General features: G+C 31.5%; 23 protein-coding genes. 14 read left to right on the forward strand and 9 right to left on the reverse strand.

The window, feature by feature from the left end; translation table 11 throughout:
• Positions 1 to 8 precede the first annotated feature (8 nt).
• From ABID14_RS07170 to ABID14_RS07210, 9 genes are all read right to left on the reverse strand, one after another.
• Positions 9 to 452 (reverse strand): OsmC family protein, encoded by a 444-nt coding sequence (locus ABID14_RS07170; protein WP_354368606.1) that lies wholly within the window; start codon positions 450 to 452, stop codon positions 9 to 11.
• Positions 453 to 1,681: 1,229 nt separating this feature from the next.
• The gene (locus tag ABID14_RS07175; RefSeq protein ID WP_354368608.1) at positions 1,682 to 2,254 is read right to left on the reverse strand and encodes a GNAT family N-acetyltransferase; all 573 of its coding nucleotides are present in this window, start codon (positions 2,252 to 2,254) and stop codon (positions 1,682 to 1,684) included.
• 70 nt (positions 2,255 to 2,324) lie between these two features.
• Positions 2,325 to 3,911 (reverse strand): potassium/proton antiporter, encoded by a 1,587-nt coding sequence (locus tag ABID14_RS07180; protein WP_354368610.1) that lies wholly within the window; start codon positions 3,909 to 3,911, stop codon positions 2,325 to 2,327.
• A gap of 55 nt (positions 3,912 to 3,966) precedes the next feature.
• The gene (gene mgtE / locus ABID14_RS07185; RefSeq protein WP_354368612.1) at positions 3,967 to 5,319 is read right to left on the reverse strand and encodes a magnesium transporter; all 1,353 of its coding nucleotides are present in this window, start codon (positions 5,317 to 5,319) and stop codon (positions 3,967 to 3,969) included.
• A 114-nt stretch (positions 5,320 to 5,433) separates the two neighbouring features.
• Positions 5,434 to 5,715 (reverse strand): hypothetical protein, encoded by a 282-nt coding sequence (locus ABID14_RS07190; protein WP_354368614.1) that lies wholly within the window; start codon positions 5,713 to 5,715, stop codon positions 5,434 to 5,436.
• Positions 5,684 to 6,904, reverse strand: coding sequence for a pyridoxal phosphate-dependent aminotransferase (locus ABID14_RS07195; RefSeq protein WP_354368615.1), 1,221 nt, complete (start codon positions 6,902 to 6,904; stop codon positions 5,684 to 5,686). The genes ABID14_RS07190 and ABID14_RS07195 overlap by 32 nt, the downstream gene beginning before the upstream one ends.
• A 9-nt stretch (positions 6,905 to 6,913) precedes the next feature.
• Positions 6,914 to 7,873 carry an ATP-binding protein gene (locus tag ABID14_RS07200; protein ID WP_354368617.1) on the reverse strand — a complete coding sequence of 320 codons (960 nt, stop codon included), beginning with the start codon at positions 7,871 to 7,873 and terminating at the stop codon, positions 6,914 to 6,916.
• On the reverse strand, positions 7,848 to 8,864 hold the full coding sequence (locus tag ABID14_RS07205; protein ID WP_354368619.1) for a DnaD domain-containing protein: 1,017 nt from the start codon (positions 8,862 to 8,864) through the stop codon (positions 7,848 to 7,850). The genes ABID14_RS07200 and ABID14_RS07205 overlap by 26 nt, the downstream gene beginning before the upstream one ends.
• 4 nt (positions 8,865 to 8,868) lie before the next feature.
• Entirely contained in the window at positions 8,869 to 9,438 is a 570-nt protein-coding gene (locus ABID14_RS07210; protein ID WP_354368621.1) for a GNAT family N-acetyltransferase, read from the reverse strand.
• A 192-nt stretch (positions 9,439 to 9,630) separates the two neighbouring features.
• On the opposite strand from ABID14_RS07210, the gene ABID14_RS07215 reads away from it, so the two are divergent.
• The 14 genes from ABID14_RS07215 (at position 9,631) to ftsH (ending at position 25,626) form a co-directional block, all read left to right on the forward strand.
• Positions 9,631 to 10,119: an Lrp/AsnC family transcriptional regulator gene (locus tag ABID14_RS07215; protein ID WP_354368623.1), complete on the forward strand. Its 489-nt coding sequence runs from the start codon at positions 9,631 to 9,633 to the stop codon at positions 10,117 to 10,119.
• A gap of 23 nt (positions 10,120 to 10,142) precedes the next feature.
• Positions 10,143 to 10,844 (forward strand): response regulator, encoded by a 702-nt coding sequence (locus ABID14_RS07220; RefSeq protein WP_354368694.1) that lies wholly within the window; start codon positions 10,143 to 10,145, stop codon positions 10,842 to 10,844.
• Positions 10,844 to 12,637: a HAMP domain-containing sensor histidine kinase gene (locus ABID14_RS07225; RefSeq protein WP_354368625.1), complete on the forward strand. Its 1,794-nt coding sequence runs from the start codon at positions 10,844 to 10,846 to the stop codon at positions 12,635 to 12,637. Before ABID14_RS07220 ends, ABID14_RS07225 begins: the two co-directional genes overlap by 1 nt.
• Positions 12,627 to 14,015, forward strand: coding sequence for a hypothetical protein (locus tag ABID14_RS07230; protein ID WP_354368627.1), 1,389 nt, complete (start codon positions 12,627 to 12,629; stop codon positions 14,013 to 14,015). The genes ABID14_RS07225 and ABID14_RS07230 overlap by 11 nt, the downstream gene beginning before the upstream one ends.
• Positions 13,963 to 14,811 carry a two-component system regulatory protein YycI gene (locus ABID14_RS07235; protein ID WP_354368629.1) on the forward strand — a complete coding sequence of 283 codons (849 nt, stop codon included), beginning with the start codon at positions 13,963 to 13,965 and terminating at the stop codon, positions 14,809 to 14,811. Before ABID14_RS07230 ends, ABID14_RS07235 begins: the two co-directional genes overlap by 53 nt.
• A 49-nt stretch (positions 14,812 to 14,860) precedes the next feature.
• Entirely contained in the window at positions 14,861 to 15,646 is a 786-nt protein-coding gene (locus ABID14_RS07240; protein WP_354368631.1) for an MBL fold metallo-hydrolase, read from the forward strand.
• 10 nt (positions 15,647 to 15,656) lie between these two features.
• Positions 15,657 to 16,409 carry a 5'/3'-nucleotidase SurE gene (gene surE, locus ABID14_RS07245; protein ID WP_354368632.1) on the forward strand — a complete coding sequence of 251 codons (753 nt, stop codon included), beginning with the start codon at positions 15,657 to 15,659 and terminating at the stop codon, positions 16,407 to 16,409.
• A gap of 634 nt (positions 16,410 to 17,043) precedes the next feature.
• Positions 17,044 to 18,105: a TAXI family TRAP transporter solute-binding subunit gene (locus ABID14_RS07250; protein WP_354368634.1), complete on the forward strand. Its 1,062-nt coding sequence runs from the start codon at positions 17,044 to 17,046 to the stop codon at positions 18,103 to 18,105.
• Entirely contained in the window at positions 18,105 to 18,635 is a 531-nt protein-coding gene (locus ABID14_RS07255; protein ID WP_354368636.1) for a DUF1850 domain-containing protein, read from the forward strand. The genes ABID14_RS07250 and ABID14_RS07255 overlap by 1 nt, the downstream gene beginning before the upstream one ends.
• Positions 18,625 to 20,730: a TRAP transporter permease gene (locus ABID14_RS07260; RefSeq protein WP_354368638.1), complete on the forward strand. Its 2,106-nt coding sequence runs from the start codon at positions 18,625 to 18,627 to the stop codon at positions 20,728 to 20,730. The genes ABID14_RS07255 and ABID14_RS07260 overlap by 11 nt, the downstream gene beginning before the upstream one ends.
• Before the next feature lie 335 nt (positions 20,731 to 21,065).
• Complete coding sequence (locus tag ABID14_RS07265) at positions 21,066 to 22,253, forward strand: M20 metallopeptidase family protein (RefSeq protein WP_354368640.1); 1,188 nt, start codon at positions 21,066 to 21,068, stop codon at positions 22,251 to 22,253.
• Position 22,254: 1 nt separating this feature from the next.
• Positions 22,255 to 23,088, forward strand: coding sequence for a DUF3100 domain-containing protein (locus ABID14_RS07270; protein WP_354368642.1), 834 nt, complete (start codon positions 22,255 to 22,257; stop codon positions 23,086 to 23,088).
• The gene (locus ABID14_RS07275) at positions 23,085 to 23,531 is read left to right on the forward strand and encodes a DUF340 domain-containing protein (RefSeq protein WP_354368643.1); all 447 of its coding nucleotides are present in this window, start codon (positions 23,085 to 23,087) and stop codon (positions 23,529 to 23,531) included. Before ABID14_RS07270 ends, ABID14_RS07275 begins: the two co-directional genes overlap by 4 nt.
• Positions 23,532 to 23,787: 256 nt before the next feature.
• On the forward strand, positions 23,788 to 25,626 hold the full coding sequence (gene ftsH, locus ABID14_RS07280) for an ATP-dependent zinc metalloprotease FtsH (RefSeq protein ID WP_354368645.1): 1,839 nt from the start codon (positions 23,788 to 23,790) through the stop codon (positions 25,624 to 25,626).
• The last annotated feature ends 11 nt before the right edge of the window (positions 25,627 to 25,637 follow it).

The following is a 25,637-nucleotide window of genomic DNA, read 5'->3' on the forward strand; positions in this document are numbered from 1 at the left end:
CGTTATAATTATGCAACAACAACTTTTGATAATTTTAATGGAACACCATTAGTCAAGCAGTCTCCAACTGGACATCTTGACTCAATAAATTCTGCATATTTTTCAAGTTCTTTTTGGCTTGCATCTGATTTGAAGTGCATAGAATAACGAATTTCTTGGAAACCATTTCTAACACCTTCAGCGAGCCCCATAAACCCATCTGGATCTAAATCCCCTTCAAGCTCAACATGAAATCCTTCCAAATTAATTCCACTAGCTTCAGCAAATGCAAAAGCAACTATTGTTTGGCAAGAACCAAGTGCACATAACAAAGCTTCAACAGGATTCATGCCAGTATTTGTGCCACCCATTTCTTCAGGTTCATCAAGAATCATTTTAAAACCTCTTGCTTCGGATTCCACTTGAAGACCTTCGCTGGTCTTTTTTGCAATTACTTTAAAAGTTTCTTTCATAATTGTTCCTCCTCAATATTCAAAAATATTAGCTCGCTAATACTTAGCACGCTATGTATTTCGAGAATATAATAATACATAATAAATTAATTGTCAAGGAGGCTTTACTTTTCTGAAATATTTGTCTTTTTAGAATTAGAAGATACATATATTTATTTAAACAGAATTACTCCTAAATAGGCAGATTCCTCACTCTTCGAGTACACGGCGACTTTCGCCTTGCTTGCTCGGAATGACAGTTATGGGGTTGTCGTGGTCTATTGGATTCAATTCTTGGTAATTATTCTTTTGTGTATTCTAATAACAATAGTAAATCTTAAATGAAATCTTCTTATAGTGTCATCTCGACTAAGTGAGCGGGAGCGAACGCATAAAGAGTCTACATATGGAGAAGAGAATTTGCATAGTTTTAAATAAAAAAGTATTCAAGCACCCAAACCACGAAAAATTATAGCAAAAAGTCGAAAATGATTTTTAACTGTTTGAGCGTCAGCGACTTTTTGCGAGGGAAAGAAAAGCTAAAGAGGTTAAAACTTTGTCTAAAAAAGGCGTGGGGGTTTGGTTGGTAGCTCGAAGGATAGGAAAGGGGGCCTCACAGCGAAAGTGGAATGCCCACTTTCCTTCCTTCGAAAGAATAATATAAGATGTTAGTATAGAAAATAATTGTTAAAAAAGACTTCTATCTATTTATACAGACCTACTCCTCTACAGGCAGATTCCTCGACTCGCCTTGCTCGCTCGGAATGACAGTTGTGGGGGTTGTAATCGTCTATATGCTTCAATTCGTAAGAATTTTCTTTCACTCGGAGTGACAGTTGTAGGGGTTGTCGTTACTCTTTCCAATGTCATCTCGACTAAGTGAGCAAAGCGAACGCATGGAGAGATCTACAATTAATGGAGAGAATCTGTTTAGGTAAAAAAGAAGTGTAATGAGAAAGATAATAAAAAAGACTTTTTATTATTTCTACAGAGCTGTTACTAAACAGGCAGATTCCTCGATTCCAAAAAATTCTTACGAATTTTCTTTCACTCGGAATGACAGTTGTGGAAGTTGTCGTTACCCTTTCCAATGTCATCTCGACTAAAAAGCGTAGCGAACGCATAAAGAGTCTGCATAGTTTAACATAAAAAAGCATTCTAGCACCTAAACCACGAACAATTATAACAAAAAGTCGAAAAATATTTTAATATTTAATAAAAAAGGAGACAATATGCATTCTTATAAATTCTTAAATTGTGGAATCCTTAGTCTTTTTATTCATGTCATAACCAAGTTCATAGTAATTATTGCCATTAAATACAAAAGTTTTAATTATTTCCATTCCAAGTTTTTCTGTGTGAGTGTGTAGTGAACGCGGATTTATTTTATTTATGAATGTAAGCATTATAGGGTATCTGTCTTTGAATTCTTGTCTTGAATATTCAAATATATTTTGGATAATTCCTTTGCCTCTATAATCTTTGTCTATACAAACTGGTCCATATTGGAAAGAATTTTTGGTATCTAAATCAACTCCATTAAATTTAGTGTTTGCTAAATCCTTTATCATGTGTTCAAAAAGTGGCCACTGTTTCCAATAATCCCAAGATGCATTCATTGCATAAGCGACTATTTTATCTTTATCTTTTGCAATTATTAGACCATTTTCTTTTTCTATTAATTCTTCAAATTGTTCACGAGTGAAAAGAGTTGTTACAAATCCATCTTTTTTATCTTCTTCGGATATTGTTGATACATGGTACTTTTGTTGCAGTCTTTCAACTTGATTTAAGTCTTCTTTGGTAGCTGTTGTGTAGTTCATAATGCCTCCTAATTTTAATATATTCCTATATTAAAGTATTAACTTAAAAATCAATAATGTCAATTGTTTTTTATTTATTTACTTGTCTTGATAGAACTATGCGATCATTTTGTTTAAGAATTATATCTCCTCTAGGTATAATTAATTTTCCTGAGGGTTTTTGTATCATAATAATTAGCTCATTATCAGGAATTTCGATATCTTTTAGTTTTTTATTTGCCCATTTGTGATTATCTGATATTTTGATATCTAAAAGTTTTTCACCAGTTTTATCAAAATAGGCTTCTCCTCCTAGGACAATAAGGTCATTTTCTTTTAGTACTGTATCTCCCCTTGGCACTATAGATTTACCTTCTCTTTCAATTTTTGCTATTATTACATTAAAAGCAATTTGTATTTCACTTATTTTATTATTTATCCAAGGTGAATTCTTTGAAACCTTAGTTTGAATGAATTCTAAATTTGTTTTTGCAGAATAATAATTGAAAGTGCGAAGTACGGAATCAGTTGGATCAAACATATTTAATTTTCTAGTAGCAAAGGGTAAAATACTGCCTTGAATTAGAAGGGAAAATATACATATAACAAAAACTATATGGTACATATCTGATGATAAATACACATGACTATTTATGACCATTATTGCAAAAGCAATAGCGGCTGCTCCTCGTAGGCCTGCTATTGATAATAGTATTAACTGATTCTTTTTAAGTTTAAAAGGTTGCATTAGACCAAATACAGCAATTGGTCTTGCTATCAAAAACATAAAAATCATGATGAATAGGCCTTGTGGTAGTGCCTTTAATATTGCACCCACATCTGATAATAATCCAAGTAAAAAGAACATTGCAATTTGAAAAATGGAGGATAGACCATCGTAGAAAAATATGACATCTCGTTTTTGCCTAAACTCATGATTACCAATATATATTCCCAGTATATATATTGATAAATATCCATTTCCATCGAAATAACTAGTAAGAGCATAAGTTCCTATCATTGCTGTGGCAATGAAAACAGAAAAAATTCCATCTTGGTCAATTGAAAATTTCTCTGTTATTATAAAAAATATATAACCGATAAAAAAACCTAAGACTATTGCTATTACCACTTGCTTTAATACTAGTAAAGGTATAGCTATTTCTTCTCCCAGCATCAATGATAGAAATATCATAGTCATTGTATATGCTGTAGGGTCATTAGAACCACTTTCCAGTTCTAATAATGAGGCAGTTTTATATTTTAAATTTAGCTTTTTGGATATTAAAATATTAGATACAGAAGCAAAATCTGTAGAACCGACAATAGAACCCAAAAGCATAGCTTCAAGAATTCTAAATTTGAGTATATAATGGCAAAAAAATCCTGTAATAATTGCAGTAATTATTACACCAAATGTAGATAAAACTATAGCTTCTTTTGCTTTTGGTTTAGCCATAGTCCAATTAGTGCCAAATCCTCCATAAAACATGATTATCATAAGTGAAATTGTAGCAATATTATTTGCTATTTTGTAATCATTAAACTCTACACCTAATGCAGAAAAAACAACTCCAAGTCCTAAAAACAGTAATAGGGCAGGAAGACCTGATTTATTTGAAAATTTTGTGGCAATTATTGCTAAGAAAAGAACTAAAGTTATTAATAATAAATTCATGTATTCTCCTATAAAAGTTTAAATATAGGGAGAAGCAAAAGCCTCTCCCTCAAACCTAAAATCTATATAACAATAGCCCAGCTAGTCCAAAATAAATAATTAAAACTAGAGAGTCTACGATAGTTGTAATAACAGAACCTGCCATCAATGCTGGGTCAGCTCCAAGTTTTTTTACTATTATTGGTAAAAATGCACCCATCAAATTAGATAGAATAACAGTAACGATAACTGTTAAAGTAACTACAAATGCAATGGGAAGAGGTGCTTGAGCTAGAAAAATAAGTCTTAAAAAGTTTACAAAAGCAAGAGTTGAGCCTACTATAAAACCAATTTTAACTTCCTTAAATATAACTGGAAACATATCATCTAGTTCGATATCACCAGTGGCAAGCCCACGGATGACCATAGTTGATGATTGCGATCCGGTATTACCACCAGTGTCAGTAATCATCGGTATAAAGTTTGTTAAAATTAAAAAGTCAGTTATAATCCAATTATATTTATTTATAATTCCACCAGTAAATGTTGCTGAAATCATCAAAATTAATAGCCATGGTATTCTGTGTTTTGCTAAGTTCCATGGTGATTCATCTATATATGAAGAAACTGAAGGCTCAATAGCAGCCATTCTGTGAAAGTCTTCTGTGGCCTCTTCTTCAATTACATCCATTACGTCGTCAAATGTTATAATACCGCAAAGTCTATGTTCTTTATCAACTACAGGCAGTGCCAAATAGCCGTATTTTACAAATTTGTCAGCGACTTCTTCTTGGTCATCCAAAGTTTCAGCAAAAACTACATCTTCGAGCATTATATCTTCAACTATTAAATTTTCGTCACTGATAACCAATTCTCTCAAAGATACAAAGCCTAATAGTTTTTGATATTTATCTTTTACATAACAGGTATAAATGGTCTCTTTACTCATTCCAACTTCTTTTATATATTCAAGAGCTTTTTTGACAGTCATATCAGGACTAAGTGCCACATATTCTATTGTCATTATAGAGCCAGCTGAATATTCTGGATATTGTAGGAACTGATTTATTAACTTTCGCTCTTCAGCTGGAGCATTTCCTATAATTCTTGTGACAAGCGATGCAGGCATTTCTTCTAAAAAGTCAATTCTATCGTCAAAATATAGTTCTTTTATTATTGCATCAAGCTCTTTATCAGTCATTGAAGCAACTAGTTTTTTTTGTTGCGACGAGGTCATATGACTAAATACATCTATAGATAAGTCTTTGGGCAGCATTCTAAAAACGAGAAGAGTTTCTCTGTCATCGAATTCTTCTAATATTTCGGCAAGGTCAGCTTCGTTAAGCTTCGATACTTCCTCTTGCAAAGTCAATAAATCTTTTGAATCTATCAATTTACGCAAGTATTTTTCCATTTCTTCAATGTTCATAATTCCTCCTTTTCGCTAAACAAAAATTTCAACTATAAAAAAGGGCTCACAGAAAAACTGTAAAACCCTGTACCATCTGTCATTATAACACAATAACAACAAATTTAATATTAATTATATTCTGCCAGCATTTTTAAAAATTAAAAATAGACCGCCAGATAACAAATACATCACGAGTAAAGCTATAGTTAAAGTTTTATTTTTATCTATAATACTCATAATTAAAGAAATAATAGCTGCAAATATTATAAGAATTATTTGAGCAAGTATTATAGTTTCATTTCTCGCACTATGAGATGTTTTAATATATTGATTTGCCATCACCAGTATCATGATAAGTGTGACAATAAATATTAAAATTTTTTCAAGAATTTTTAATACTTTTTCTCGTTTCATTTTTTGAATTATACTCCTCTAAGCCTTCTCTCAGTATACGCATGCTTTTTTTAATTGATTCATTATTTAAAATAAAGGCTATTCTCACCATGTTTTTGCCATCAAGTGGATTTTTGAAAAAACCATCTGCTGGAGCTAGCATCAAAGTTTCACCGTCTATATCAAAGCTTTCAAGTAGCCATTTTGCAAAATCTTCAGAATCATCCACAGGTAGAATAGGCATTATATAAAATGCGCCCCTTGGCTTTTCAACTTTAACTCCTGGTATTTTTATAAGTTCTTCATATATTGTATCTCTTCGAGATTGATATTCTCTGTTGACTTTTTCAAAATACTCATCAGTTTCTTCGTATAGCTTGGCAGCAGCCATTTGTTCAATTGTAGCAACTGCGAGTCTTGAAGTTGCAAGTTTTCCAATAGCTGACATAAATTCTTTATTTTTACAAGCTATAGATCCAATTCTTGCACCACATGCTGCAAATCTTTTAGAGATAGAGTCTACCAGTATTAGCCTATCTTCTATGTCTTCTATTTCTCCAAAAGATATATAATTATTGTCATCATAAATAAATTCGCGATAAACCTCATCGGCTATTATAAATAAGTCATGCTCTTTGGCAATTTCACAAATACGCATTAGCTCATCTTTACTATACATTGCTCCTGTTGGATTTGTAGGATTAGAAAGAAGTATAGCTGCAGATTTATCTGATACATTTTTTTCGATTTCTTCTTTTGATGGAATTGCAAATCCTGTTTCGGGACTTGTTTTAAATGCACTTATTGAAACATTTAGTTGTTGAAAAACTGTATTATAATTTGAATAAAAAGGGTCAGTAGTAATAATTTCATCACCGGCATCTGCAACTGCTTCTACTGCAAATAACAGTGCCTCACTGCCACCATTTGTAATAATTATCTCATCTGGTGAATAATTTATATTTTTATTTTTATAATAATTTGAAATGGCGACTCTTAAGCTTTCAAGTCCCTCTGATGGGGCATATGGAAGTGGACCTTTCTCAACATTTTGAAAAGTTTCATAATAAACATCAGGCACATCAACATCAGGTGCTCCAATATTTAAATGGTATATTTTTTTGCCTTCCTTTTTAGCTTTTTCAGCTAATGGACTGAGCTTTCTTATTGCTGAATACTCAACCCGTTGAACTCTTTGTGATATTTTCATTTTTTCCCCCTACTGCCATCTTAAATCTTCACCAAAAAACCTTATGGGTACAAATTTTTGAAAGACTCGTGAAAACACTCGGTCTGTATAAGTGTTTGATAGTTCTTTTGGCGATAAATTTGTAGATATTAGCGTTTTTTTGCCACGCAAAAGTCTTGTATTAATGATATTAAAAATTTCTGAATTTGTAAAGCTTGTTACTAGTTCTATCCCCAAATCATCTACGATTAATAAGTCAGATTCAAAATAAAGATTATACTTTTCTTCGTCTCCTTTGTGTCTAAACTTGCGGTCTTCTAGAGTTTTTACTATTTCATAGGCAGTTTGATATATTACTATTTTATCTCTATCCATGAGTTCTTTTGCTATACAGTTCAAAAGAAAAGTTTTTCCTTGTCCAGTAGGGCCCCAAAACAATAGATTCAAATCATTTTTATCGTCAAAAGTATGAATATATTTTTGGGCAATTTTTAATACTCTGGCCATATTTTCTTTGGGAGATATATCAAATTTTTCGTATACCTTATCAGAAAATACATTTAAATCGAAAGTGTCAAAATTTTCTTTTTCTAACACATAGGAAATAGAGCTCATATCATATAGTTCTTCTACAATTTGCTTTTGTAGACATCTGCATTTTTCACCATTTTCAGTAAATCCTGTATCTTTGCAAATTTCACAGTTGTAAATTTCTTTTAGATAATTCTCTGGATATCCATTTTTTTCTAATAGTTTAACTTTTTCAACTTTTAAATTGTATATCTCTTCAGAATGTTTGATGCTTTTTTCTTCACTTGGATTTTTTATTTGCTCTAAACTTGCATTTAGTCCAATTTTGGTGATTAAGGAGTCTATTTCTTTAATCTGAGGAATTTTTTTGTAAATTTCTTCGCGACGTTTTTCTTCTAATATTCTATTTTTTCTATTTATATCTTCATAGTATTTATTTATCTTCGCGGAAAGTTTCATAATCAACACCTAATTTTTTAAAGCCTTCTCTTTGTTTTTTCATTGCAACATTTTCTAGCTCGTCATCAGAATAATTGTCTGTTATCTGTTTAAAATTATGGAAGGCTGTTGGCTTTCTTTTTCTCTTTTGTCTATCTTTTTCTTCTATTTCTTCTACAGAATTTATGCCGAGTTTTTTCCAATTTCTTAAAATTGCATCAACATAGTTAACATTTGGATTTTGAATCTTTGAAGTTCTATTGCAGGCGGCAAGCACAATATCGAGAGTATATCCAAATTCATCGAACCAAGAATTTATGATGTTAAAATCTACTTGGGTAAATTGTTTTTTGGAAAGGCCAATATATCTCATCACTTTAGAATATCTCATGTATCTTATATCATGTTCCATATATGATTTTTCAATATCTTCCATAGTTCGGATATTGTCTTTTGACCAATTCCTTACAATTTGCTCTATATAATTGATTTTATAAATGCCTTTAACTTCTGTTGCATAAAAGAAAGCTTCTTCTATTAATTCTGCCGGCATATTGTATGCGGATATCCAATTAGCTATATCAAGTTTTTTCATTGGAGGTATTGGCTCTCTCATTAAAAATTCAACTCTAGTTAATAAGTTGGCAATTGTAGGATTTTCAACAACTTCAGAATAACCTTTGTCTTTCTTTTTTTCTTTTTTAAGATTATATACATTCGTTATATATAATTCTTTTAAATCAACAAATTCTACGTTGTAACTCTTATCTATATTTACAATGCCCATTTTATTCCAATATTGCCATGCTCTTATAACATCAGATTCTAGTATTCCCAAAAAATCTGCTATGTTTCCATTATTTATATCTTTTCTACCTTCTTTTGCAAATTTATATCCTAATATATACACTTTTACAAAATCGCCATTAGCACCAGGCATGAAGTCGTTTAAAAATATATTGGGTATTGCTGTTTCTCCTAAATCGTATTTATTATTTTGTAATTTAAACATTGATTCACCTTTTCTTTAAATGAAGCTCCATTTTATAAGCATAAAAGAATGTTTTATTTAATACTTTTTTAAAACATTCTTTATTTTCTACAAATTGAGGGTCATCTTCAGTGATTTTTCCGTTCTGGAAGGCCATAAGTTTTGTTTGAACTCTTTTAAATCCTAGATTTTCATATAGATGTATTGCTCTTTTATTAAAAGAGGCTACATAAAGATAAATTTTTAAATATCCTTTTTGCTCTAAATCTTTGAAAAATATATTTAATATTTTAGTACCAATTTTCATGTTTATGTAATTTGGATCAATTACAATTCCAAGGGTCGCAGATTTTAATATTTTATTAATCTTTTTTAATGACAAAAATCCTATTGGTTTTTCGTCAATAGTTATTGCAAAATACTTCGAAAATGGTTTTTTGGTTTTCCAATTATACCAAGCGAGCATTTCACTTTTGCTATCCTGACAAAAATTATAGTCATAATATAGTATGGAATCATGATGACCCCAGTTTTTAAATGTATAAACATCTTCTAATTTTAGTGGTCTATAATTTAAGAGTCCATTCTTTTTCATAAGAGCCTCCATAGAGTTAATTATATACTATTTTATAAAACACTTAAAGATTTTGAGATGATAAAGTGATAAATTATTTAAATTTAAGAAAAAAGTTGATTTCGCTTGTTTAATTATTTTATAAATATGTTAAAATAAAGTAAACCTTTAAATTATTTAAAATCAGAACGTAATAAAATATGAGGAGATTCTATGAAGAAAAATGTAAATTTAGATGAAATCGATATAAAGATTCTAGAACTTTTACAAGAAAATGGAAGAATGAGCCATGAAGAAATCTCAAAACACTTGAATTTAACTAGGCCAGCAATTCACAGAAGAATATATAAAATGGAAGAGGCTGGATACATCAAGGGTTATAAGGTTTTAATAGACTGGCAAAAAATAGGTTATAATGTGGACACATTTGTACTTGCTAAAGTAAATACAAATGATTTTGATAGACTTATCTCTTCAATTATGGAAATAAAAGATGAGAACTTCAAAATTTTTGAATGCTATAGAGTAACTGGAGAGCAATGTATTATGCTTAGAATAAAAACTATAAACACAAGTGATCTTACTAGATTTTATGATATGATTCTAACTATACAGGGAATTGTAGATACAAAAACTCTTTTGATACTATACTCTGAAAAGGGAAACAACGAAATATTTACTAGAACTGATGAAAATAACTAATCTTTAAAAAAGGAATGAATTTAATGGAGGATAAAATACTTGTTGTCGATGATGAGGTTGCCATTTCTGAAATTATTAAATTTAATTTTGAAAAAGAAGGCTATCTTGTAGACACTGCAGACAATGGACGAGAGGCAATTGAATTAGTGGAAAAAAACGACTATATGCTAGTGCTTCTTGATATTATGATGCCAAAATTAAATGGTTTTGAAACTCTTAGAGAAATTAGGAAGTGTTCAAATATAGCCGTGATAATGCTCACAGCCAGAGAAGAAGAGGTAGATAAAGTACTTGGACTTGAACTTGGTGCTGATGATTATGTAGTAAAACCATTTTCAATGAGAGAGCTTTTAGCTAGAGTAAAAGCAGTTCTTAGAAGAAGTGATTTTATTGACAAAAAAGACGAAAAAGAAATTATGCAGGCAAAAGATCTTGAGATAGATCTTGTAAAATACGAAGTTAGAAAAAGAGGAGAGGTTATGGAGCTTACTCTTCGAGAATTTGAACTTCTAAAATATTTGGCTGAAACGCCAGGACAAGTTTTTTCTAGGGAAGAGCTACTAGAAAAGGTTTGGGAATATGAATACTATGGCGACATTAGAACTGTAGATGTTACAGTTAGACGTCTTCGTGAAAAGATAGAAGACAAAGATAAAGAGTTTAAATATATTAAAACTAAAAGAGGTGTCGGATATTATTTTGATGACTCCGACGAGGAGCAATAATGTTTCAAAGTATTAAATATAGATTTATTTTGATTTATGTAGTTTTGGTTGCAATTGCAATGTCAATTGTAGCCACATTTATTGTAGATAGACTTGAAAAAATTCAAGTAGAAAATGCCACTGAATCCATGATTAAAACCATGGATACAATGGCAACTACAACTACGGCTCTATTAAAAGATAATATGGAAAATGCACTACCCCAGCTTGATAAAACATTGAAAGACTGGGGTATTTCCAGTGGTGAAGCTGTATATATTTTGTCAACAGACAAAAGTCCAATGATAATTGCTTCAACAAGAGATTTGAAAGAAGATGAATTAAATAGTGCATATTCCATGACATCTCTTGAGCCAAAGTTAATTATGGATGCACTTGATGGCAAGACACGTGAAAAAATAGTGCGTTATCAAAATGAAAATTCAGTAGAAAAACATATAGTAAGACCGATGCTATCAGATGAGGGTAAAATTCAGAGTATAATGTATATGACAAGAGATTTAAATTCTATATATACAATAATAGACGAATCTAAAGTTATAATAACAAATGCTACTATTATTTCCCTTATAGCTACATCTATTTTGGGTTATTTTATATCAAATTCTATAACTGTGCCTATTAGAGATTTAACCAAAAAAGCACGTAAGATGGCAAAGGGTAATTTCAACCAGAAAGTTGATGTCAAAAGTGATGACGAAATAGGTAAATTAGCCACAATGTTTAATTATTTAACCCAAGAATTGGCAGAGACTATTGAGCAAATGGACCTTGAAAAATCAAAGCTCGACACAATATTTAATTATATGGCAGAAGGAGTAATTGCAATTGATAGAAAAAATAGGCTAGTTCACTCCAATTCCATTGCCAAAAAACTTTTAAATATTTCAGATAAAGATATAAATAGAATAATTAATCTTGCCAGTATAAATTTAGAAAAAATTGACTACAAAGAAGAAGAAACATTAAAGGGAGAGGAGCTCACTAAAATAGGCGATAAGTTTTATAAAGTAAAATTTGCCCCTTATAAATCAGATTATAATGTAAATTCTGGTCTAATTATCGTATTCCAAGATGTAAACAAGGAACATATGCTGGATATAATGAGAAAAGAGTTTGTGGCAAATGTCAGCCACGAACTAAAGACGCCTATAACAACTATTAAATCTTATACAGAAACGCTTTTAGATACGGAACTTGATAGAGAAAATGAAAAAAGATTTTTAAAAGTAATTGACAGAGAAAATTTTAGGATGAGCCGCATTGTAACAGATTTATTATATCTATCAAATATTGATTATAATAGGGGCGAACTAAATTATACTAAATTTGACACTTATGAATTTATAGATGAGGCTATAGAATCGCAGTCAATTTTAATACAAAACAAAAATCACAAAATTAAATTTGATATTCCAATGGATATAAGGGATATACATGCAGATAGAAATGGTGCCGAACAAATACTTACCAATATAATTTCCAATGCATGTAAATATACTGAAGAAAATGGCAAAATTGAAATATCTGCAAAAAACGCAGATGATTTTGTCCAAATTGAAATATCAGATAATGGGATTGGAATACCAGAAGAAGATTTAAATAGAATAACTGAAAGATTTTACAGAGTAGAGAAGGGACGCAGTAGACAAATGGGAGGTACTGGTCTTGGTCTATCTATAGCCAAAGAGATGATTGAAAGTTTTGGTGGAAAAATGAACATCCATTCAGTTCTAAATAAAGGCACAACTGTATGTTTGTATTTTCCAGCAGGTGATTTAGATGAAGATTAAAGATAAAAATTATCTCTCCACAGGCTTAATAGTTTTTCTTTTTTTGCTACTTCTTTTTCAATCGAGATTTATATGGATGGATTTTGGTCAAAAAGAAGAAAATTTCAACGGCAATGCAAACTCTACTCAAATAATGACAGAAGTGCTCATGCCTCAGAGAATAGTGGCAAATTATTCTTTCAAAGAGCATTATGTACTTCTAGAAACACGCAAATTTTGGAGTGAATTTATAAAAGATATTTCAGAAACACTCAAAAAAGCAACAAGTGACAATTTGATGGTAATATCAACAGACGAGTTTCTAAATCTTCAAAATAAAGAATCAATAGTTTTTAAATTTAACTCTCCATTATCAGGCTCTATATTTGTCAATTTAATAGGAGATGAAGGCGGTGCAAGTGATATAAATTTGAGCGTGGACTCGATTTATATAGACAAAGAAAATCAAATTTATGTTGCAGGTGGAAATAATTATTATAAATTAGACGGCATAAAGACCAATATAAATATTGAGGATGTACTGGAAGAAGGCAAAAAAAATGGCATTGAATCCCTTAACTTTTTTGAAGCTTATGGAATTAAGAAAGATATATTGGTACCAAAAAATAATCATATAAAAATAGAGAAAGTATATTATAAATCAGGTCTTAAAGATTTATTAGATAGTGAAAAATCTAATCTAGCACAAAGATTTTTAAATGCACCAATAGATTATATACGTGAAATAACCGAAGATGATAAAGAGACTTTCGTATATGAAAATGAATATCTATCTCTCACAAACACAAGCATAGAATATTCAAACAATTCAAAGTTTACAAATGAAGACAGAAATTTGTACAGGTCTTTAAATAAAGCCATAGAATTTATAGCACGAAAAACCAGCATCAGTGGTGGTATATATTTAGAAAAAATTGAACCACTAGATTTAGGAGAAAATAGAGGGTATTCATTTTACTTTAATTTAAAAGATGGAGCAATTCCTCTAGTTCTCACATCAAAAGATCATTCCTTTATTGAAATAGATGTGTTTTCTGAACATGTTAAAAGTTATAGAGAATATTATATAAGGGAGGTCGATGATCCAAGTTACGAACAAGAAGATATCTATCTTGAGGATATAGACGACATTGTAAGACGAAACACGCATTTATTTGATGGAGATAAAGTTGTGGATATGCTATCCAAAATTACATCTATAAATATGGTATATTTAAATGATCAAGAAAGTGCAGTCAAAAAACCCAAACTTGTATACGAGATAATTTGTGGAGATAAAAAGTATTATTTTGATGTAACAGATGGAAAGTTAGAGATGTTTAAAAATGGATTGGAAAAAGTCGAAAATAATTCTAATAATAGTGCTTTTAATAGCTAATTTATTGTTATTTTTCTATATAAATTACAACAAAGTTAGATTTAGAGATGAATCTGGCACGACAGAATTTACAAGAAAAGTAGTTAGTATATTAAAAGAAAAACAAATAGAAATCGATGGAGATATACCAAAAAAAGGGTTGCTATTGCCATCGGTACTTGTAGAGCTACAAATATCTGAACCCAAAGATTTAAATGATGTATATTTTGATGGAAAGGGTACTATTACAAGGCCTTCTACCGATAGGACAGTAATATCACTTGGTGAAGAATATATAAATTTAGTAAACAATAAGAGAATATTTTATGAAAATAGGAAAGAAGAGCAAAAATATAAAATAAAAGACTTAGACGAAGCACAACAAATAGTTGAAAACTTTATGTTAAAAAGAAAATACGACACAAGAAACATGGCACTTTCCTATTTTGAAGTGGTTGATGATAAATATATATTAAACTACACTAAAAAATTTGAAAATCTACCTCTAGAATCAACTTACACAAATTTTGTAATTGATGGACGTGGAGTTGTATCTATGGATAGACTTTGGCTAAATGTAGTAGATAAATCCGATCAAGAAATATATTTATCACCCGCCCCAGAGGCTCTACTTTCTCTATTGAATAAAGAAGATGTATACTCAAAAACCATAAACAAAATATCCCCTTGTTACTATTTTAACCCAGAAGACCAAGGTTATATTGAAGATATAACTAGAGCAGTTAAAGGAAGAGCAATACCTGCATGGAAAATAGAATTTTCAGATGGTGATTTTATTGTAGTTGATAACTACTAAGCCTTAACAAAAAAATATAGCTGTGTTAAAATGAACATGGAGGTTTATTATGAAGTTTAGTTCATTGGCAAGTGGATCAAGTGGAAACTGCCAATATATTGAATATAAAAATACAAGAATATTAATAGATGCAGGCCTTTCAGGCAAGAAAATAGAACAAAACTTAAAAGAAATAGGAGTAGATCCTAAAACAATAGATGCAATTTTTGTAACTCACGAACATATTGACCATGTCAAAAGTGTAGGGGTTTTGTCAAGAAGATATGATTTGAAAGTTTTTGCTAATATGAAAACTTTCGAAAGAATGCGTCCAACAGTCAAAGAAATAGATACAAAAAACACATTTATATTTGAAAATAAAAGAAATTTTCAATTTAAAGACCTAAACATCAATCCAATATCTACATTTCATGACTGTGCACAGGGTTGTGGTTTTGTAATAAATGGCAACAAAAAACTATCTGTACTCACTGATACCGGTTGGATAAATAGCGAATCTATGGAAGCAATGGATAAATCTGAATTTTATTATTTAGAATCAAATCACGATGTAGAGATGCTAATGAATGGAACATATCCATGGCCCACAAAGCAGAGAATACTATCGACAAAAGGTCATCTTTCAAATGAAAATGCAGCTGAGGTTTTGGACACACTTTTGAAAAAAAAGAATGAAAAAATACTTTTAGGTCATTTATCATCAGATAATAATCTGCCTGATTTAGCACTTAAAACGATAAAGAATATTCTATCTGAAAGTTTTAAAGAAGAAGATGTAGATTATACAATTGATGTAGCGCCGCGTTTTGTGCCATCAGCTGTATACGAAATTTGAGGGGGATAACTTGAATATACTTGTAACAAATGATGACGGAATAAATGCAGAGGGAATAGAAGTATTGGCAAGAGCTATATTAGATGCGGGACATAAAGTAATAGTTTCAGCCCCTAATGTAGAAAATTCTGGTAAGTCACATGCCATAACATTTAAACATCCTTTAATGGTTCAAAAAGTTGAGCTTGAAGGTTTAAAAGACGTTCCATGTCTTTGCGTATATGGAACACCTGCTGACTGTGTACGTGCAGCAGTACACTTGATAGATGATAAAATTGATTTTTGTTTTTCTGGAATAAACTCTGGATTTAACTCTGCCACAAATGTATTATATTCAGGTACAGTATCTGCAGCTATAGAGGCAAATCTTTTTGGAATACCAGCAATAGCAGTGTCGGCACAGTGGAAAAAAGGACATTCAAAGTATGAAGCAGCAGCTCGCGTTGCACTTGAAGTATTTGACAAGCTTGACAATTTCTCCACAGTGCAAGTATTAAATATCAATGTTCCTTATGCAGAATATGAAAATTTAAAAGGAATTAAAGTTTGCAAAGTTGGTAAAGATGTAATGAGCATCTATGATGTTTCAGAGGATGAAGAAGGTTATAATATGAAACTTAAAGGTTTCCCTGAAGCTGCAAAAGACGTAGAGTCCGATATAAATTATCTTATGGAAAATTATGCTACGGTAAGTCCGCTTTTATATGATGTTACTAATATGACATTAATTAACGAATTAAAAGAAATGTTAGGCGATAATTAAAGCTAAAATCCATTTGTATAGAAATTATATCTTTAATAAGGGTTTAAATAGTATAAAACTTGGATTAGTATTAAGTAGAAATTAATTTTATAATTATTACAATTAAATATAGTGAAATTAAAAATAAAATTTGGTATATGTAATCACTTGAGAGATAATGTTCCAAATTTTATTTTTTTATTATTCATAATAAATTACTTTCAATTAGATATAAATTATAAAATATAAGTTGCTTGAATAATTTAAGACGATTAATTCTTAAACTTTTTTATTATTTTAATTGAATATTTATCAATTTAACAATTAGGATATAGAAATGTTTAAGATACAAACAATATTTTTGTTAAAAGAAAACGATTGGATATATTTTAAGTATAATACCGCACTAAATCAGCAAATATGAACGTATTTTAAAATAATTAACATGCTATGTATTTATAAAAAATAATTTGGCTAAACTGCAGTCATAAATAATAATTTTTTTAAACTATGAAAAATCAATTATACAATTTTACATAGATTAGTTTTTGTCAATTTCATTGACTTTTTTTATTTAATGGGGTAATATAAAAATAACAAATAAACATTTTCATAAATATATAAGTTTATTTGAATTATGTCAAGGAGGAATATTATGACAAAGAAAAAACTTATTGCACTTATCATGGCAATTGCTATGGTTTTAGGTACTTTGACTGCTTGTGGAGGCGGCAATAATGCCAAAAAAGATAATGGCGCTAACAACACAAAAGTTGAAGAAAACGCTAAAGAAAATGGCGGAAACGCAGAAGTGTCTGCTGATGGTTTAATGGAAACTGAAGGTGGATTTATGTCAGTTGCAACTGGTGGTACTGGTGGTACATATTATCCATTAGGTGGAGCAATATCTAATATCCTTAACGGTGCAGGGCTAGATTATACAGCTACAGCTCAAGCTACTGGTGCTTCTGTTGAAAACGTAGAATTAATTGCTAATGGCGATGCTGAAATCGCATTCATCCAAAATGACGTATCTTACTACGCAGTAAATGGTACGGATACTTTTGAAGGAAATAAACAAGAGTCTTTAAGAGGACTTTGCTGTCTATATCCTGAAATAGTACAAATAGTTGCTTCAGATGAGTCTGGAATTGAAACTATAGATGACCTTAAAGGCAAAAGAGTTGCAGTTGGAGCTCCAGGTTCTGGTGTAGAAGTCAATGTTAAACAAATTCTTGATGCTCATGGAATTACTTATGATGATTTAGGAAAAGTTGACTTTTTATCATTTGCTGAAGCTTCTGATCAAATTAAATCTGGTCAAATAGATGCTACTTTCTTAACAGCAGCTATTCCATCTTCAGCTATTACTGAACTTGCTACAACTCACGATGTTCACTTAGTTCCAATAGCAGAAGATAAAGCTAATGAATTGATTGAAAAATATCCATTCTATGTTCACTTAAATATAACTCCTACTGAATACAAAGGACAAGAAGGCGAAGTTTCAGTAGTTGCAGTTCAATCTATGCTTGTTGTAAATGAAAACATGGCTGACGCTGATGCTTACAATATAGTAAAACTTTTATTTGAAAACTTGGATACAATGAAAGAATCTCACGCAAGAGGTGGAGACATTGCTCTTGATAAAGCTCTTGATGGTATGAGTATTGAAGTTCATCCAGGTGCACAAAAATATTTTGATGAAGTTAAATAATGAATGTAAGAAATAAAGGGGGCGTTGGAAGGAAGTTTTTCCTTCCAATACTCTTTATTATATTTATTTTTCTTGTTCTATCCTTTATAAAAATTGATGCAATAATAGTAAAATCTTATTTTGATAAAGATATTAGAAGAATTGAACATTTAAAGGATGGAGAAATGTTTGGTATTGTCTACACTCATTCTGTTCAAAGGACAGAGACAAGTGAATGGTATGAAGCAAGAGACGGAATATTGGTACTAATGGAAGAAAGATATCATTCTCAAGGAGCGGGACTACCAGTTAATCTTATTTATAAATTTAAATATGATGAAGACGGTGGATTCGTACTCTATGATATGGAAGAACCTTTCGAAAATGTTATTTATAGGACTGGAGCCGTTAGGGCAAATCATAAATTTGTAATTGGGAATAAAGAAATTCCATTTACAGATTTTTCCAAACCTAAAGAAGCTTTAGAGTTTTCCACTGAAAATATTTCACTTTTACAATATGCACTGAGGAGGTGCCAAATTGGACAATAAAGACAAAAAACTAGATGTAAATCTAGAAAATGAAGGGATAAAAAAAGATGAAACAGAGCCAAAAACTCAAAATATAAAAGACGACAATAACGCTCAAACTGATGATGCCAGCATTATGAAGTCAGCTGAAGAACTTGGAGCTATGGACGTTGATGAGTTGATGGAACAATATGACCTTGAGACTGGCAAACTTAGAAAGTTAACAGGTACTGTGGCAAAAATTATAGCAATCGTTGCAATTTTAATGTCGGCTTTTCATTTATTTACAGCTTACCATGGTACACTTTTAGCTATGAAACAAAGATCGCTTCACTTGATATTTGCTTTTACTCTTGGATTTGCATTATTTCCAGGTAGTGAAAAATCATCAAAAACTAAAATTCAAATTTTAGACTGGTTGTTGATAATTGTTTCTGTAGTAGTATGGGGATACATATTCTTTAATGTTGAAGAGATTGCACTAAAAGGTGGTAGAATGACTACCTTTGACATGGTGATGGGAGTTCTATCTGTATTACTAACTTTAGAAGTTACAAGAAGAGCAGTTGGACCTGAGCTTCCTATAGTTACCATCATATTCTTGCTATTTGCATACTTTGGCCGTAGTTTGCCAGGTGTTTTTGCACATAGAGGCTTCAATATAACAAGAATTGTTTCACATATGTATATGACAACTGAAGGTATTATGGGTACGCCTCTTGGAGTATCATCTACTTTCGTATTTATGTTTATATTATTTGGATCATTTTTGGATAAAACTGGTGTGGGTGAATTCTTTATAGATTTTGCTTATGCACTTACTGGTTCTACAAAATCAGGACCTGCAATGACATCAGTTCTTTCATCTGGACTTATGGGTTCAATCTCAGGATCATCTGTTGCAAATACAGTTACTACTGGTGCATTTACAATTCCGCTTATGAAATCAGTTGGTTATAAACCACATTATGCAGGTGCGGTTGAAGCTACGGCATCTACAGGAGGACAAATAATGCCTCCAGTAATGGGTGCTGCCGCATTTATTATGGCAGATTTTACTGGTTTTCCATATATTTCAATTGTAAAAGCAGCTATAATTCCAGCAGTTCTTTATTATATTGCAGTTGGTACTATGGTCCACTTGGAAGCATGTAAACTTGGTCTAAAAGGAATGCCAAGAAATTCACTTCCAAAAGTTTCTAAAATTTTGGCTAAGCAAGGTTATTTAACTCTACCTTTAATAGCTATTATATTTATGTTAATTAAACAATATCCACCTACATTGGCTGCTCTAGTTGGTATAGTAATTGGTGTTGTTGTAGCACTTGTTGCATCTTTGGTTAAAAAAGATGGTTCATTTACTCCAAAAGATATTATAGGAGCAATGGAAGCGGGTGCTAAATCTGCAGTTGGTGTAGCATGTGCATGTGCTTGTGCAGGTATGATAGTTGGTGTTGTAACTTTAACAGGTTTTGGTCTTAAAATTGCAGAAGTTATAGTTCTTATAGCACAAGGTAAATTGATACCTACTTTACTTCTAACAATGGTTGCTTCAATTATACTTGGTATGGGACTTCCTACTACGGCAAAATATATTGTACTAGCTACTATGGCAGTTCCAGCAATAACTAAACTTGGAGTTAACTTGATGTCAGCTCACTTATTTATATTATACTTTGGTGTAGTTGCTGACGTTACACCTCCAGTTGCACTTGCAGCATATGCAGGAGCAGGTATCGCTGGTTCTAACTCGATGAAAACGGGAGTGCAGGCATTTAAGCTGGCCATAGGGGCATTTATAATACCGTATATATTTGTTATAAATCCACATTTGATAATGGTAGATTCGGTTGTAGGCACAACTGTTAATTGGCTACCTGTGACAGCGGCTCTTCCAACGATAGCAACAGCTTTAATAGGAACAGTTTGCTTGGCAGGAACAGTTGAAGCATATTTATTTGGAAAACTTAGAGCTTGGCAAAGAGTTATACTTGTAGTTGCAGCTTTTGGACTTCTTGATCCAAAACTTCTTACTGACGCAATAGGACTTGGAGCATTGGTGCTTACATTTGTAACTCAAAAAGTATTAAATAAAAAAGAACAACAAACAGCATAATCTTTAAGTTTTATTGGTGGTGTGTCAAATATTAATTTTGACATACCACTTATTTTTGTTGAAATATTATTTGTTATTGGTGTTTGTGATATGGTTGGTGGAAAAATTAATTTAATTGTTCAAAGAGAGTTTTTATAGATACAATTATCTAAAACTAGAAAAAGAATATTTAAATAGTACAGAATAGGCTAAAAAACTATATTATAATTTAAAATAATGATTGTATTTTTATATAAATAGTAATACAATAGAGTATAAAAAACAATGAGTATATTGAACTAATATACCAAAGCATTAAAACATTCTTTCTATTTGAAGAAAAAAGAGGAGTTATTATGAAAAGTTTAGATTTAGCGAAAAAAATGGAAAGTGAAATAATTAAAGATAGAAGAGAATTGCATAAAATTCCAGAGTTGCAATTAAATTTGCCAAAAACTGTTGATTATATAACTGGAGAACTTAAAAAATACGATATTGATTATAAGTTACTAGTAAATGGAAATGCAATTGTAGCTGAAATTGGAAAGGTTGACGGCAAATGCATTGCTATAAGAGCGGATATGGATGCGCTTCCTATTGAAGAAGAAACAGAAAATGAATTCAAATCAACACATGAGGGCAGGATGCATGCATGTGGACATGATTCTCACAGTGCAATGGCTCTAGGTGCTGCGAAAATATTAAAGGGCATGGAAGATGAACTAAATGGAAAAGTTAAAATCTTTTTCCAACCTGGTGAAGAAATTCCTGGCGGTGCTAAACCAATGCTTGATGAAGGTGCTATGAAAAATCCTAAAGTAGACGCAGTTATTGGCATGCATGCTGGAACTTTATTTGACGGTGTAAAAAAGGGAGCTGTGGCATATAAGAAAGGGCCTATGATGGCTTCGATGGATAGATTTAAACTAATTGTAACTGGAAAAGGTGGCCATGGTGCTAGACCTCATCAAGTAATTGATCCTATTATTATAATTTCAGAAATTAATCTGGGTCTTCAAAAAATTATATCTCGTGAAATTGACCCCAATATTCCCGCATTAATTTCAATTTGTCAAATACATGGTGGAACGACACAAAACATTATTCCAGATGTTGTATGGGAAGAGGGAACTGTGAGAAATTTGGATGAAAATACAAGAGACTTAATTGAAAAAAGAATGTCTGAAATTGCAGAGAATATAGCTGCTGCATATAATGCTAAGGCTGAAGTTATATATGAAAGGTTTTATCCGACAGTGATTAATGATGAAAAGTTTACTGAGTTTGTGAAAAACATTGCTATAGACTTGTTTGGAGAAGAAGATGTAATTGAACTTAAACAACCAACAATGGGTGGCGAAGATGTGGCATTTTTCTTGCAAGAAGCACCCGGAACATTTTTGGCACTAGAAAATCCAAGGGTCTATGATGATGGAAAAATATATCCTCATCACAATTCTAAATTTGACATAGATGAAAGTCTTATGTATAAAGGTAGTGCCCTTTTTGTAGAAGTGGCTACTAGATTTTTGAAAGGAGAATAATATGAAAAACATCAAACTGCATTTAATTGCACTTGCTATTGTAATAATTGCAGAACTTATTGGAAAACACACATTTGATGTTGGGATAGGTACAATTGTACTGCTTCCAATGTTATTTGCATTAGTAATAGGTATATTTACTACTCCAAAGTTTCTAAATATTGCAAAGCAAAAAGAAATGGACGATGCTGGTCAGCTTATAACTGTAACATTATTACTTTTAATGGCAAAATATGGAACTACTATTGGACCTACAATTAGTACAATCATTCAATCATCACCGGCACTAATTTTACAAGAATTTGGTAATGTAGGTACAGTAATAATTGGCGTCCCTATTGGAGTAATGCTTGGACTTAAAAGAGAAGTTATAGGAGGTGCTCACTCAATAGGAAGAGAGCCCAATGTAGCACTTATAGCAGAAAAGTATGGCTTAGATTCCAAAGAAGGCGAAGGCGTGTTAGGAGTTTATATTATAGGGACTGTTTTTGGTACAATTTTTATGGGAATTATAGCTTCATTACTTGCTACTGCAACGCCCCTTCACCCATATTCTCTTGCGATGGCATCAGGAGTTGGATCAGCTTCAATGATGACTGCATCTGTAGGAGCTTTGGTGGAATTGTTCCCACAAATGGCGGATAAATTAACAGCCTTTGGAGCTGCATCTAACCTGCTTTCTGGTCTTGATGGAGTTTATATGTCAGTATTTATTGCTCTTCCTCTAGCTGAAAAACTCTACAGAATTTGCTATAAATCTAAATATAAACACGAGCCGCCACAAAATTATGAATTAAATCCTGAACAAAAAGAAAATAGGGAGGAAGACAAATGAAATTTAAACATCAAATAATTGTGCTTGCAATTACAGCTGTAATTTCTGTTATAGCAAACTACATTGGACCAGGAATTAGTCCTCTGTTGGGTATTCCGGGAGTGATAATTCTTGCTATACTTTGTATAATTGGAATTGGTTTATCAAATATAATGCCAGGTAATATTCCTGCAGTAGCTTATATAGTTACAGTTGCAACTATAGCTACAATACCAGGCGTTCCTTTTGCAGACAAAGTCAGCTATTATACATCAAATGTGGATTTTGTAACTTTATGTACACCAATCCTTGCATATGCGGGTATTTATACTGGTGCCAATTTAGATGGCCTTAAGAAAACAGGACCAAAAATAGTTGCCCTTGCGATTATTGTAATGCTTGGAACGTATATTGGCTCAGCAATTATTGCACAAATCATATTAAAAGCAATAGGTCAAATTTAAAATTTTTATAAATCTATTTCACAAAAAGTGTCTTTACTGAGAATCTTTTTGTGAAATAGATTTTTATTTTATTTAGAATTATTTTTGGTATTAGAATCTATTTAAAAGTAAACTTATCATAACTCAATTAAAGAATACATAACTATACATATAATAATATCTATATTTTTTATCAAATATTGGGGTAAGTATAAGATTACAAGTGTTTTAATTTTTAATTATTACATATTTTTACATATAAATAGAGGTGTTTAATATGAAAGATGAAAAGGATAATAGAAATCCTAATTATAATATTTTTAAATATTATATTATAGCAATACTTGCTGTTTTTGCTTTTAATTGGTTGATATTACCAATTATTTCAGAGAATAGTATGACTACAATCGATTATTCTCAGTTTAAACAGATGCTTAGAAATGACGAGATAGAAAAAATAAAATTTGAAGAAAATCAAATTATATTTGAGAAAAAATCGCCTGATAGTTCGAAAATAGGGATTTATAAAACTGGAAAAATGCCAGACCCAAATATAACAGAAGAGTTAGACGCAAAAAATGTAGAATATGGAGCAGAAATACCCGAAAAACCAAGCATATTTTTATCGCTCTTGATGACTTGGGCATTTCCTATATTTATATTCTTCATGTTTAGAAGAACTCTCATGAATAAAATGGGCTCAATGCAAGGTGGGCTATTCAAAGGCAAAAAAATTGAAAAATATGAACCGAGTGGCGACACTGTAACTTTTGATGATGTTGCGGGACAAGAAGAAGCAGAAGATTCTTTAGTAGAAATAGTAGATTATTTAAAACATCCCCAAAAATATTCCCGAATTGGAGCAAAGTGTCCCAAAGGAGCTCTATTGGTAGGACCTCCTGGTACTGGTAAGACACTTCTTGCAAAAGCTGTTGCAGGTGAAAGTCATGTTCCATTTTATTCATTGGCTGGACCAGAATTTGTGGAGATGTTTGTGGGCAGAGGTGCAGCTAAGGTCAGAGAATTATTTGAAGAAGCAAAGAAAAATGCTCCATGTATTATATTTATTGATGAAATAGATACAATAGGTAAAAAAAGAGATTCTGTTGGTATTTCTGGAAATGACGAACGTGAACAAACTCTAAATCAATTATTGACGGAGATGGACGGCTTTGATGCGAATCTTGGTATAGTGATGCTTGCTGCTACCAATAGACCAGAAATATTAGATCCAGCCCTGCTTCGTCCTGGCAGATTTGACAGACAAATTAGAGTCGAGCTTCCTTCTCTTAAAGATAGAATTGATATATTAAAAGTTCATGCCAAAAATTATCTGATGGCAGATGATATAGATTATTCGCTAATCGCAAGGTCAACAGCTGGAGCATCAGGTGCACAGCTTGCCAATATTTTAAATGAAGCTGCTCTTCGTGCTGTGCGAATGGGTCATGAAAAAGTACAACAAGAAGACATTCAAGAGTCTATTGAAGTGGTGATAGCTGGAGAACAAAAGAAACAAGATATACTATCGCCAGAGGAAAAGAAACGTGTCAGCTATCACGAGATTGGCCATGCTCTTGTGGCAGCGGTTCAAACTGGTTCTCCACCGGTAGAAAAGATAACTATAATACCAAGAACTTCAGGAGCACTTGGATATACAATGCAAGTACCTGAATCTGAAAAAAACTTATATACAAAAGATGATTTAATAAATCACATCACAACTCTATGTGGTGGTCGTGCTGCTGAAGAGGTAATATTTAATGAAATATCAACTGGTGCAGCAAATGATATTGAAAAAGCAACAGAACTTGCACGCTCAATGGTAGTAGAATATGGTATGGCAGAAAAGTTTGGTATGGTAAGATTTCAAGAACAAGGTGCTCGCTATATGGGTGAGAAAGGAAATATGAATTGCTCTGAAAGCACACTAAAAGAAATTGATGATTTAATAGTGGAAATAGTCAAAAATGCACAAGAAAAAGCTCGTCAGATGATTGCAGATAATAAAGATGCAATGAAAGAATTATCAGAATTCTTGCTAGAAAAAGAAACAATTACTGGCACAGAATTTATGGAAATATTTGAAAAATATGTAGATAAAAAATCAATTTAATCTGTACAAGG

The sequence above is a fragment of the Peptoniphilus olsenii genome (genome assembly GCF_040545475.1).
Taxonomy (GTDB): Bacteria; Bacillota; Clostridia; order Tissierellales; family Peptoniphilaceae; genus Peptoniphilus_A; species Peptoniphilus_A olsenii.